The 13,023-nt window shown below is 46.2% G+C and carries 11 protein-coding genes; 7 read left to right on the top strand and 4 right to left on the bottom strand.

The features are described 5' to 3' along the window. The first annotated feature begins 335 nt into the window (after window positions 1-335). The 7 genes from DESDE_RS09685 to DESDE_RS20800 all read left to right on the top strand — a co-directional run bounded on the left by DESDE_RS09685 (window position 336) and on the right by DESDE_RS20800 (window position 8,903). Entirely contained in the window at window positions 336-3,596 is a 3,261-nt protein-coding gene (locus DESDE_RS09685; protein WP_014793861.1) for a DEAD/DEAH box helicase, read from the top strand. A gap of 28 nt (window positions 3,597-3,624) precedes the next feature. Beyond that, complete coding sequence (locus tag DESDE_RS09680; protein WP_014793860.1) at window positions 3,625-4,335, top strand: ABC transporter ATP-binding protein; 711 nt, start codon at window positions 3,625-3,627, stop codon at window positions 4,333-4,335. Next, complete coding sequence (locus DESDE_RS09675; RefSeq protein WP_014793859.1) at window positions 4,332-5,576, top strand: ABC transporter permease; 1,245 nt, start codon at window positions 4,332-4,334, stop codon at window positions 5,574-5,576. Before DESDE_RS09680 ends, DESDE_RS09675 begins: the two co-directional genes overlap by 4 nt. Window positions 5,577-5,735: 159 nt before the next feature. Then, window positions 5,736-5,945, top strand: a complete 210-nt coding sequence (locus tag DESDE_RS09670) for a helix-turn-helix transcriptional regulator (protein ID WP_014793858.1) — start codon at window positions 5,736-5,738, stop codon at window positions 5,943-5,945. Then, window positions 5,935-6,381 (top strand): DUF6773 family protein, encoded by a 447-nt coding sequence (locus tag DESDE_RS09665; protein WP_014793857.1) that lies wholly within the window; start codon window positions 5,935-5,937, stop codon window positions 6,379-6,381. Before DESDE_RS09670 ends, DESDE_RS09665 begins: the two co-directional genes overlap by 11 nt. A gap of 113 nt (window positions 6,382-6,494) precedes the next feature. Next, window positions 6,495-7,658, top strand: a complete 1,164-nt coding sequence (locus DESDE_RS09660; protein ID WP_014793856.1) for a DUF4317 domain-containing protein — start codon at window positions 6,495-6,497, stop codon at window positions 7,656-7,658. 876 nt (window positions 7,659-8,534) lie between these two features. Beyond that, window positions 8,535-8,903, top strand: coding sequence for a hypothetical protein (locus DESDE_RS20800; protein WP_014793855.1), 369 nt, complete (start codon window positions 8,535-8,537; stop codon window positions 8,901-8,903). Between the two features lie 112 nt (window positions 8,904-9,015). Here the strand turns inward: DESDE_RS20800 and leuB are convergent, their stop codons facing one another. The 4 genes from leuB to ilvC all read right to left on the bottom strand — a co-directional run bounded on the left by leuB (window position 9,016) and on the right by ilvC (window position 13,022). Then, window positions 9,016-10,074 (bottom strand): 3-isopropylmalate dehydrogenase, encoded by a 1,059-nt coding sequence (gene leuB, locus DESDE_RS09650; protein WP_014793853.1) that lies wholly within the window; start codon window positions 10,072-10,074, stop codon window positions 9,016-9,018. Continuing rightward, window positions 10,067-10,555 (bottom strand): 3-isopropylmalate dehydratase small subunit, encoded by a 489-nt coding sequence (locus DESDE_RS09645; RefSeq protein ID WP_014793852.1) that lies wholly within the window; start codon window positions 10,553-10,555, stop codon window positions 10,067-10,069. Before DESDE_RS09645 ends, leuB begins: the two co-directional genes overlap by 8 nt. Then, window positions 10,555-11,820 carry a 3-isopropylmalate dehydratase large subunit gene (gene leuC, locus DESDE_RS09640; RefSeq protein ID WP_014793851.1) on the bottom strand — a complete coding sequence of 422 codons (1,266 nt, stop codon included), beginning with the start codon at window positions 11,818-11,820 and terminating at the stop codon, window positions 10,555-10,557. Before leuC ends, DESDE_RS09645 begins: the two co-directional genes overlap by 1 nt. Window positions 11,821-12,023: 203 nt before the next feature. Beyond that, on the bottom strand, window positions 12,024-13,022 hold the full coding sequence (gene ilvC / locus DESDE_RS09635) for a ketol-acid reductoisomerase (protein WP_014793850.1): 999 nt from the start codon (window positions 13,020-13,022) through the stop codon (window positions 12,024-12,026). Window position 13,023: the final 1 nt, after the last annotated feature.

Here is a 13,023-nt window from a genome sequence, read left to right as displayed (position 1 = left end):
GACGAAAGAAGCCTTCCGCGGTACCACCTTTATTGCTGTACGCCACTTAAACCCGATAACGGCGGGAACCGTTTGATTCATCATCAAAGCCTCACGATTGGGTTCGGTCTCCTCATTTCAGGAAGTTGCACCACCCTTCCCTCTCTTGTCAAATGAGCAGCCTACTGGATCGTTCCTCGGCAGTATATACTTAGATTAGATATATTGTAGCATAACACCTTGCCATAATACTAGAGCCATTATCACAATGTTTAATCTCTATTTAATTTGACTGCCCTAAGAGTGCTGGAGTATGCTATTCCTATAGTTCTTAAATACTTGGGGGAATCCGCAAAATGTCTTTTACCGGTATTACTGAACAGGAGATTCGCACTTTGGCTTCCAGTAAAAAGGCCTATGAGCTGGGAGTAGCCTATGCCCTTAACGGCAGGGTCAGCCAATTATCTTACGATGGGGAAAAGAACATGATTTCTGCAGTCGTCATTGGCACTTGGCTTTATGATGTAGAGATCATCATGAGGAAAAACGGCTCAGTTTATTCCTGTAATTGTACTTGTCCGGCCTTTGAAGAATACCCTGGAGCCTGTAAGCATGTGATAGCTGCTCTGAAGGCCGTGCAAAGAAAGTTGGCCGGTCCTCTGCCAAGAACTGCTGTAGTCAAAGAATCTGTCTCTGAATTCATGGCCTTATTTACGAAATCCGAACCCAAAGCGGTTCGCGAAAATTTAAGTCTTGAACTTGAACTTCAAATAGAAATCCATCGTCAGATCCATGCCCAATTGCAAATCAAGGTCGGACTTGCACGCCTTTATGTGGTAAAAAACTTAGAAGAGTTCTTATCCGCAGTCCAAGGTGGCCGCTTACTAAAATTCGGCAAACAATTCACCTACGACCCCTTTGTTCAAACTTTTAGTGCAGAGGATCAACTTGTTATCGACATGCTGCAGGAAATGTTAAGGCAATATGAAGCCTTCAATGAACAGAGGAGTTTTTATTATGCATCCCCCTTCAGTCAGAAACCTTTCATTTTAAGTCAATACTACTTAGGGAAATTATTCGACGCCTTAGGTGATAAAGAATTCTCCTTAGCCCACACTTCTTCAAAAGCCGGTTCAAAAGCAGGAGCCGCCGGCCTCCCCCGCTCGATCAGGGTGATACGCCAGGATATCCCCTTGGATTTTGCCGTTGAGTCCAAAGAGCAGGACCTGACCCTAGCTCTGAAAAACCAGCTTCCCTTGCAGCTTACAGCTGATGGACGCTATTATCTTTACGATCAGAACATCTACCAGGTCTCACCCGAGCAGCAATCCTTCCTGCCCAACCTCCTTAAAACCTTGTCAGGAAAATCCCGCCAAACCCTTACTTTTCCGGCGCATCAGAGGGATTTTTTCGCTTCAGAAGCCATCCCCCTCATTGAACAGCTGGGTTCTGTTTCTATCGAACCCAAACTGGCGGAAAAATTTGTACGGGAAGAGCTGCAAGCCAGGATCTATTTCGATAGGATGGGTGAATACGGCATCCGGGCCCGCCTGGAATTCCATTACGGGGATTATCTCATCAATCCTTTCACCTCTCAAGGAGGGGCAAATCGCCAGGACCCGGCCGATTCGCAAATTCTTATCCGCAATATTGATAAAGAAAGAAGAATCCTTACGATCTTCGAGCAAGCTGAATTTATCGTTTCCCAAGGGACTATTAGCCTGGAAGATGATGAAAAGATCTTCGATTTTATTACGACCTGGCTTCCTCAGTTGCAAGAATATGCAGAAACCTTCTATTCCGACGACTTCAAACTGACAGTTCGCACCTCCACCAGTTTCTCCGGCCGGGTACGTTTGGATGAGTCCTTGGACCTGCTGGAAATATCCTTTCAGTATAGTGATATTGACCAGGATGAACTGGCCAATATCTTTCATTCCTTACAAGTGAAAAGAAAATATTATCGGCTGCGGGACGGCTCTTTTCTCGATCTGAAGCAGCCTGAACTGGAATCCATGGCTATTTTTCTTGAACATTTAAATCTTAAAGGGGAGGATTTGAGCAATCAGACTCTCCTGCTGCCCAAGTTCAGAGCCATGTATATTGACAGCTTTTTGCGTCAAGCCAACTTACCCGGAATTCAGCGCAATAAAGCCTTTAAACAATTAGTCCAAAGCATTCTTGAGCCCCAGGACGGAGAATATGATCCCCCTTCCTCTCTTAAGCATGTGCTCCGGGATTATCAGAAGACGGGGTTCCGCTGGCTCAAGACTCTGGCCGCTTATGGTCTCGGGGGCATTCTGGCCGATGATATGGGTCTGGGAAAAACCCTGCAGGCTCTGGCCTTTATCTTATCTGAAGAACTTGCCTCCCCTGCCCTGGTCATTGCCCCCACTTCTCTGATCTATAACTGGCAGGCGGAAGGGGAAAAATTCGCGCCGGACCTGAATATCCTGGTGGTCGATGGCACACCTCAGGAACGCCAGGAGCAATTAAAAGCCCTCAGCCAAGCGGATTTGGTCGTCACCTCTTATGCCTTGTTAAGACGGGATATTGAAACCTTTGCACAGGTTGATTTTTCCTACTGCTTCCTGGATGAGGCTCAGAACATTAAGAACCCACAGACCCTGAACGCCAAATCTGTCCAGAGAATTAAAGCGAAGAGTTATTTTGCCCTGACCGGTACACCGATTGAGAATTCCCTTTCCGAGCTCTGGTCCCTCTTTAACTTTTGTATACCAGGCTATTTGCTCTCTTTCCAGGAATTTCAGAAGAAATATTCCGCTCCTATTCTCAAAGGGGAGAATCCCCAGGCCCTTCTGGAGTTGAGCCGTCACATCAAACCTTTTATCCTGCGCAGGCTTAAAAAAGAGGTTCTGAAAGAACTTCCCCCCAAGATTGAGACGGAAATCAAAGCGACTTTGACCGAGGAACAGCGAAAAATCTATCTGGCCTACCTTCAGCAAACCAAGAGTCAGATCGCTCAGGACCTCGCCACCCATGGTTTCGCCAAAAGCCAGATCCAGATTCTCGCGGCTTTAACCAGACTACGGCAGATCTGTTCCCATCCAGGGATGTTTATCGACAATTATACGGGGGAAAGCGGGAAAATGCTCCTCTTCCAGGAGCTTCTTGGGGATATCCTGGACAGCGGCCACCGGGTACTGGTCTTTTCCCAGTTTACCTCCATGCTGGATATTATCCGGGATTATTTGCTCTCCGAAAACATTGATTATTTTTATCTCAGCGGGTCCACGAAAGCCTCGGAACGCTCTCAAATGGCTGCTTCTTTTAACAAAGGCCAAGGCCGGGTTTTTCTGATCTCCTTAAAAGCCGGTGGGACAGGATTAAACCTGATCGGTGCCGACACGGTGATCCATTTCGATCCCTGGTGGAATCCGGCAGTTGAGGATCAGGCCACCGACCGGGCCCATCGCATAGGACAAAAGAATTCCGTCCAAGTGATTAAGCTCCTCACTCAAGGAACCATTGAAGAAAAAGTCAACGCTCTCCAAGCTAAAAAGAAAAAACTCATTGATTCGGTCATCCAACCCGGTGAAACCATGCTCACTAAATTAACCGAGCAGGAGCTGAGAGAACTTTTCGAGTTGACCTAAATGAGCCGAAAAGGAAGCAGGGATTCGATTGGATTTAGTTCAAGTGAATATCAAGTCCGGCGGATACGAAAAGAAAGACCCCATCCTCAAAGATATTTCCTTCGGGGTAAAACCCGGTGAGCTTGTCGGATTAATTGGCCCCAACGGTGCCGGAAAAAGCACGATCCTCAAAGCCATGATGGGACAACTGCCGTATATGGATGGTAAGATTGATTTTCAGGATGCTCACACCCATTATGCCTACATTCCGGAACAACCTGTCCTCTATGATAACCTCACCTTGTGGGAGCATTTAGAATTCGCCGCAGCAGTGGGAAAAATGAAGGAAGACACCTTTTTACCTAGAGCCGAAGAACTGCTGAAGCTTTTTCGTCTCCATAAAGAGAAGCACAAACTCCCTGTCACTTTTTCTAAAGGGATGCAGCAAAAAGTTATGCTCATCCTCGGTTTTTTGATGCGCCCTGCTTTGTATATTATTGACGAGCCTTTCATTGGCCTGGACCCCCACGGAATGCGGGATCTTCTTCATCTTGTGGACCAAGCACGCAAGGATGGTGCCGGCATACTTATGTCCACTCACTCTCTGGATACCGCCGAGAAAATCTGCACTTCCTTTATCCTTATTCATGAAGGAACAGCCCTAAGTCAGGGAAATCTGGAGGATATTCGCCGACAAAGTCAGTTGCCGGAAGGCTCTCTCTTTGACTGCTTTATCAGCCTTTTGGAGATACAGCCATGAACAATGTACACCGTCTTTTCGGACATCGACTCCTCGCCGACTGGAAATTTCAATATTCCATTTGGAAGCTGGTGGTGGATTGGATCGTAGCCCTTTATATCGTCATCCCCGGATTGGCTCTCTTCCTTGATACCTATGTGGGCTGGTGGCAGGAACCACCTTCCCTCTTTTTCGTTTTGCCTTTAACACTCCTCTTACCTGTTGCTGTGATTTTTTCCTGGTCAGGCACTTTAAGGATCTTTGTGGAGGAAGCGGATCAAATCTTCCTCTTTCAACATCAGTCCTGGCTCAAGGGGATCGCGGCCTACAGTATCTTGTTGCAGATCTGTTTTAGTCTTTTCGCAACCGCCTTACTGGCCTTTCTAGCCGCTCCTTTTTTACTGATGATCCATCAGGTTGACCTGCCCGGCTTCCTCTGGTTCTTCCTCCTCGTCTTTATCTGCCGCGTCGATGCCGGTCTCTTAAAGCAATGCCTCCAGCACAGATTTGAAGGTTGGCGATATAGTCTGGCCCAGGTCCCCATTATAGGTTTTTTTGCTGCCATCCTCTGGGCTGCTGTCGGCTCTATAGGAAGCCGACAATTTTATCCCTGGCTTACTTTCATTCTCCTTCTTATGCTGATCCTGCTGTTTGTTTACAGATTATCTATGAAGGCTACGTTACTCAAAGATATTTCCTTAGCCCAAACTGAAAAAATGAAGTTCGCCAATGTGTTGTTGAAATATACAGGGACTTATACCAAAAAGCAAATACGCTTAAATAAGCATCCCTGGCTGTTCAGAAACTCGGGCCGGCTCTTTAAAACGCGAACCGCGGATAGAATCTTAACCGAAATTGGCCTTAAGGGATTTTTGCGGCATCGTTCCAATATGCTTTTTTATCTGCAGGTCGTGGGCATGTATGGAGCCTTTCTCACGATCTTACCTCCTCTTTGGCAGTGGATCTTTTGGGGTGGGGCCATCTTCTTTCTTGCTTCCCTTGGAAAATTGCATTGGCTTGAGTGGGTCAATTCCCCTTTCGTCTCCTTATTTGTCTTGGATGGGGAACTCAAACAGAAAGCCCGCGGGAGGTTTCTCTTTTTCTTCATTTGTCCCGGGCTTATCTTCCTGGGTCTGGTGGTCACCTTCCTGACGCAACAATGGCTTCTGGGAATAGTGTTACTGCCTGTGGGCATCTTTCTCAGTAAATTCACTGTGAATAGCTTGATTTTCAAAGTCAATAATTCAAAGCTTCATCCATAGTATAAATCTTATATTTTTCTGAAGATCCGGTTGCCTCAGGCAATGGGATCTTTTTTTGCAAAAAATGAAGAGAATAATCGACACGTCATTATGTAATATATAGTTGACATTTTAGTTATTTTGATTTACTATATGTACTGTAAGGAGGAGGAAAGACTATTGAAAAACCTTAGATTAAAGGCGGCACGGGCTGGCTTAGATATGTCCCAGGAGCAATTGGCCGAAACCGTGGGAGTAACACGCCAGACCATCGGTATGATCGAGGCCGGTAAATTCAACCCTTCTTTGCAGTTATGCATAGCCATTTGCAAAGCCCTTGGCAAAACTTTAAATGATCTTTTTTGGGAGGATGATAAGCATGAAAGATGAAAGAATTGAACAAGTCCAGCAGAAGGTTCGCAGTGAAATAGCCGTGATCATTCTTATTGGTGTAGCACTGTCCTTTATCGTCAAAACATTTATCTACAATATGGGACTTAAAGAGTGCATGACGGAATACCTGATCCTGATCTTCTTCCCCCTCTATCAGTTCATTCGCCTGCATACCTTAAAGGTTGGTATCTACAGTCAGCGGGGAAGCAAAGAATCACGTAATAACCTGGTTATGGTCTCGGCCATGCTTTTTGTTACTTTCGCCCTGTCCATCTACGGATTGTTCCAACGCTCCCCGATAGGTGACTGGCAAGGGCCCCTGACTTTCTTAGCTTTGTTTATGGTTTTATTCCTGGCTGTTTACTTTATCACCAACCGATACAATCAGCACAAGGCCCATAAATATGAAATGGAATTTGATGATGACCGTTAACTTTATGCAGCACCTCCCCAATCCGCTTTAGGCCGGGAGGTGCTTTTTTTATTGACTCCAATCCATAAAATTTGCTACTTTAATATAAGTGTTAAACAGAAGGAGCAATCGAGATGAATAAAAACGATGTAGCAAGCATACGCAAAGAATTTAAAATGGATAATACGAAACTAAAGCTTGCCGAGGTAGTAAGCATTTATGTCAAAGGAGATTTAAAACAAATCATCGGTACAGAAAAAGAGTATTTCGAAAGAATGGATGCCCAAAAGCAGGATCTCTATCTTAAGAATTTTAAAAAGCTGCTCACAGGGCCTCTCGATTCCAAAGTTTTTGAACTGGAGTTTTCGGATAATAAATTAGGGCAAAACCCCACCCAAAGAGCACTCATTGAAACATTACAACCTCATCATTTCGCTGAAGGAACTGAAAAGGTTGCTCATAGGGTCATTGAGAGTTGTCACTATGAAGGGGATTATATGATTACTTTTTTGCGGGGTGAGGTCTATAAGCCCTCAAAGAAGGACTATACCGAGGATGAATCAGGGCTGGATGACGTGGTATTTTCCTTTGAATTTTTAATGGGGAGTATTAATCCTGTCATGCTTCCCAAAACTGCTCTAAAATTCGATTTTGAGGATCGATTGTTCAAGGCCGATATACCTATAGATGTCACCATCAATCTGTCTGCTCCCTTAGATGGGTTTATGTTCCCTGCCTGGAGTGATGATTCAGCCGATGTGAATAAAGTAGTCTATTACTCTAATAAGGCCAATGTCCCCAACCCGGAGTTTTTAGCCAAGGTCTTGGGATGCGATTTTCAAAGGACGGCTCAAACCGAAAAGGAGCAATTTCTTGAAATCGTTCAAGAAGTCGCGGGAAAGGAAATCGAACCGGAGAAGATCGCCAGTATCTATGAAAGCCTAAACACGATGATCACGAGGAATGAAGAAGAAGAAAGCTCAGATATCCCCAGTGTTGGATTAAGGGATATGGAAAAAATTCTTCAGGTCAGCGGGGTTGAAAACACTCAGGGATTAGAAACCGCTTTCATGAAAGTCACGGGAACGGAGAACTATGAATTTAAGGCTTCCAACATCGTACCTAACTTTAAGGGAAAGTCTCTAAAAATCGAGAATAACACGGTGAGTATTTCCGTAAACCCTCAGGACTTACGGAATATCAAACAAGTCAAGAGAGACGGAAAACGGTATTTGCTTATTGAAATTGATGAGACTGTCAATCTTGAAGGCTTTGAGTTAAGCACCGAGGCTTTTTAAAAGCTTTCAGGTTGAATGCTATCACAACTAACCCAAGCTGCAAAAGAACTGAAATATCACAATCAACAAAACAAAACCCTTCCTCATATCTATTCAATAATAGAGCGAGGAGGGTTTTTATTTTTCATATAAAGCAACCATAATGGTTCAACCGTTTCATAAAGGTATTATGAAGAGCACGCAATGATCTACCTTGCACCAAGTGAGATAACTTATTACCTAGACATAATCTTGCGACTATGGCTAAGCAGAATCGCCACCTCAATTGATGGTTCGTTCGACCATACTGGATATCTACCCGACCTTGTTTAACCTTACGGCTAAACAAGACCGAAAAATTTATATATAGCTATGCACCTTTGGAGTGTATCTCTATATACAAAAAGTCTTCCAAAACCCAGCACAATCTTAGCTCGACCCTTGAAGATAAGTTGGAACCCTTAGATAATCAAGATTAGTCGACTAACTAAGAGCTTTTCCCTACCCACAAGAATCTTCTCTCCGACAATTTATAAACGGACGCCTATAAATCATCTTTGACCGACCTATATACACCCCTATTATGAAGCACATATAAATCTTGGCTCAACCATTACGTACCCTTCGACATTATCATGTGTTTTTGCCGGGTTAAATATTCATGGTCTCCGAAAAGATTAAATCCGATTAAAGTCGTTGCAGCATTGCCAGGTTCATCTTTAGTATTCCTAAATAGATATTATTCACTCCAGCAACCAAAAAAAACCATAATTAGCAAACCTTCCAATAACTTCTTGACTTTTAAAAAGATGACTATTAAGCTAAAAATACAACATAGTGAATTGAACTTGACACTCCAGATAAAGGGAACTTTGTATTGAAGGAGGGATAGAACGGGTGGATTATTTGGAACTAATTTTTAAGAAGTTAGAAGGCCTTGAAAAAGGCCAGGAGAGAATGGAATCTGATATCAAAGGGCTCAGGAACGGCCAAGTGAAGATGGAATCTGATATCAAAGGACTCAAGAACGGCCAAGTGAAGATGGAATCTGATATCAAAGGACTCAAGAACGGCCAGGAAAAAATGGAGTCGGATATCAAGGCTCTCAGAGCAGACAACAGAGAAATACACAGAAAACTGGATAACCTAAGTACAAAAGTAGATTTAACTTGGCAAGCTGTGGGAGAACTCAACGAAGACCATGCCAGGATCGACTTACTTGAGAAAAGAGTCGACGAGATTGAAAAGAAGCTCAAAATAATCTAAGCCCAAAATACGTTGCCTGCCGAGATTAAACAAAGAAACCTCCATGCCATTCATTAACATGGAGGTTCTTTTGTTAAATAGCTTTTTACTGAAAAAAGGCGCTAAATAAGCCTCACAGCGCGGCCAGCACTGCATCGCCCATTTCCACCGTTCCCACAAGTTTATCCCCTGCCTGAGCCAGGTCTCCGGTCCGATACCCTTGCTCCAAAACCTTCTCTACAGCCTTCTCGATGCGCAGGGCTTCGTCCTCCATACCAAAGGAATACCGAAGCATCAGGGCTACGGAAAGAATAGTAGCCAGTGGATTGGCCAGGTTCTTGCCGGCGATATCGGGCGCGGAACCATGAGCCGGTTCATACATCCCTTGGGTACCGCTCAAGCTTGCAGAAGAGAGCATACCGATGGAGCCCCCCAACATAGAAGCCAGGTCAGTGAGAATATCCCCGAACATGTTCTCCGTGACGATGACATCAAACTGCTTAGGGTTGCGGACCAATTGCATGGCTGCATTATCCACATACATATGAGTTAGTTCCACTTCCGGATAATCCTTAGAAAGTTCATTCGCCATCTCTCTCCAGAGGCGGGAGGTTTCCAGGACATTGGCTTTATCCACGGAGCAGAGCTTTTTATCGCGGAGCATGGCTGTCTCAAAGCCTTGGACCAGGATACGCCTTATCTCTTCCTCCGTATAGCTCATCCGATCATAAGCGGAGCGTGGATTCTCTGAGCGGCCTTTTTCTCCGAAATAAACCCCTCCGGTCAATTCCCGAATGACCACCATATCCACCCCATCCAGCACGTCCTCTTTAAGGGTAGAAGTGGCGAGCAAGCTTGGAATCATACGCACGGGACGGATATTGGCATAGAAGTTCAGTCCTTTGCGCAATCCTAAGAGAGCCGCTGTTTCCGGCCGTTTCGAGGCAGGGAGATGATCCCATTGGGGTCCCCCGACTGCACCTAAAAGAACCGCGTCGGCTTCCTGGCAAGCCTTTAAGGTCTCGTCAGGCAAGGCTTTACCCACCAATTCGATAGCCGCTCCCCCTACGGGATAGTCCTGGAACTCAAAGTCAGCCTCTTTTTCTGCTAGGACCGCTTTCAGTACCCGTACGGCCTGAGGAATAATCTCTTGTCCGATGCCATCTCCGGGCAATACCGCAATTTTAGGCATGTTCACGTCTCCCCTTCACATATGGAATAAGTCCCCCTGCTTTGATCAGATCCTGCATAAAGGGCGGGAAAGGCCGAGCTTCAAATTCAGTATTCCTGGTCAGATTCACAATCTTTCCGGTCTCCAAATCTACAGAGACCTCATCCCCTGCTTCAATCCCTCGAACAGCCTCCGGACATTCCAGAATAGGCATGCCGATGTTCAGAGCGTTCCGATAAAAAATCCGGGCATAGGAGTCGGCGATAACCGCTTTCACCCCTGCCGCCTTAATGGCCGCCGGAGCATGCTCCCGGGAAGAGCCGCAGCCAAAGTTTTTTCCGCCGATGATCACGTCTCCGGGTTTTACCTCTTGGGCAAAATTGGGATCAGCGTCTTCCATGCAATGAGCCGCTAAATGTTCCGGGGTGTTTTGATTCAAGTAACGTGCCGGTATAATGACATCGGTGTCGATATCATCTCCGAATTTCCAGGCCTTGGCCATTATAACACCTCCTCAGGATGTGAGATTTCTCCGGTTACTGCGGATGCTGCCGCTACAGCCGGTCCGGACAGGTAGACCTCACTTTCCGGGTGACCCATCCGTCCTACGAAGTTCCGGTTGGTGGTGGAGAGGGCTCTTTCTCCTTTGGCCAGAATTCCCATATATCCGCCTAAGCAAGGTCCGCAGGTGGGAGTGCTGACCACAGCTCCCGCATCGATAAAGATATCGAGGAGTCCTTCTTTCATGGCTTGCTTATAAATCTCCTGAGTCCCGGGTATGACAATCAAGCGCACATCTCCATGGACTTTTTGGCCCTTAAGGATGTGGGCAGCCACTTGCAGATCTTCCAGACGGCCATTGGTACAGGAACCAATGACCACTTGATCGATTTTAATCCCTTTCCCTTCCCCGACGGGTTTGGAATTCTCGGGCAGATGGGGGAAGGCCACTTGAAGGGGAATATCGGCCACATCCCATTCATAGACTTCCTCATACTGAGCATTTGGATCACTGTGATAGACTTTATAGGGACGTTTTGCCCGTTCATTCACATAGGCCAGGGTCTTTTCATCCGGGGCAATAATGCCATTCTTGGCTCCCGCTTCCACGGCCATATTGCACATAGTTAGGCGGCCGTCCATGGACAAGGCTGCGATACCCTCCCCAGTGAATTCCATGGCCCGATAGCGAGCGCCGTCCACCCCGATTTTGCCGATAGCGTAAAGAATCAAATCCTTACCGCTGACCCAAGGTTGGAAATGTGTTCCTTTGAATATGAACTTTATGGATTCAGGAACTCTGAACCAAGCCTCCCCTGTGGCCATGCCGGCGGCTAGATCCGTGCTTCCCACTCCAGTGGCAAAAGCCCCCAAAGCGCCGTAGGTACAGGTGTGAGAATCTGCCCCGATGATGACATCGCCGGGCAGAGTCACTCCTTGTTCGGGAAGAAGACAGTGTTCGACTCCCACCCGTCCTTGTTCCCAGTAATGAACAATCCCCTGTTTCTTGGCAAACTCTCTTAAGGTTTTGCTTAATTCTGCAGAGGCTATATCTTTGTTAGGGGTGAAATGATCGGGAACCAAGGCCACTTTGGTCTTGTCCCAGACGGTTTCCACGCCGAATTTTTCAAATTCCCGGATCGAGACCGGGCCGGTTATATCATTGGCCAAGGCCAGGTCCAGCTGGGCAGTAACCAATTGACCGGGTACCACCCTGTCCAGACCGGCATGCTCGGCAAGAATTTTCTCAGTGATGGTCATTCCCATACATCTCAATTCCTTTCCTCTTGATAGAACTATGCGCTTTGTTATTACGAACAAAGCGCATTTCATATCGAATCAACAAGTCTGATCTCATAAGCAAATAATTTTTCCAACGATCTCTTGGTTAGGTTGAACCATTTCCGGGAGAAGACTAAAAAGGTGGCAGGGTGGGGGATTTTCGATACTATATGAACTTAGGGGCAAGACTAATCGCGTTTTTTGATGAAGGGCATCATGCCGCGGAGCTCAGCTCCCACTTTTTCGATGGGATGTTCAGCATCTTTACGTTCGATGGCATTAAAGGTGGGACGGTTGATTTGGTTCTCTAAGAGCCAGTTCTTGGCAAAGGTTCCATCCTGGATTTCAGCAAGGACTTTTTTCATTTCCTTGCGGGTTTCATCAGTGATGATGCGTTTGCCGATCATCATATCCCCATATTCAGCGGTATCGGATATGGAATAACGCATCCGGCTTAGACCGCCTTCATAGATGAGGTCAACAATCAGCTTCATTTCATGTAAGCACTCAAAATAAGCGCTTTCCGGTTGGTAGCCGGCTTCCACTAAAGTATCAAAACCGGCTTTAATCAATTCGGATACCCCACCGCAGAGTACAGCTTGCTCTCCAAAGAGATCGGTTTCCGTTTCTTCTTTAAACGTGGTCTCCAGGACTCCTGCCCGGGTACAGCCGATTCCTTTGGCGTAAGCCAAAGCCAGATCATAAGCGCGGCCGCTGGCATCTTGATGAATGGCGATCAATCCAGGGACTCCGGCACCCTCTTCATAGGTTCTGCGCACCAGATGTCCTGGGCTTTTGGGAGCGACCATAAAGACATCCACATCGGCAGGAGGTACGATTTGACCAAAATGGATATTGAAGCCGTGGGAGAATACTAAGCATTTACCCGCTGTAAGATGGGGTTTGATTTCGTTTTCATAGACGGAGGCCTGACGCTCATCGGGGAGAAGGATTTGGATCACATCGGCCTGAGCCGCAGCTTCAGCTACGGTAGCAACTTTCAGGCCGGCTGCTTCCGCTTGTTTCCAGCGGCGGGAATCAGCACGAAGACCGACAACGACATTAAGACCGGAATCTTTTAAGTTCAGGGCTTGAGCATGACCTTGGCTTCCATAACCCATCACTGCAATGGTTTTGCCTTGGAGTAATTCTAAGGTTGCATCGGAATCATAATACATTTTTGCCATG

This window comes from Desulfitobacterium dehalogenans ATCC 51507, from assembly GCF_000243155.2.
GTDB classification, from domain to species: Bacteria; Bacillota; Desulfitobacteriia; order Desulfitobacteriales; family Desulfitobacteriaceae; genus Desulfitobacterium; species Desulfitobacterium dehalogenans.
Note: the sequence above shows the minus strand (reverse complement) of the source record. Positions and strands in the feature narration are given on the sequence as shown.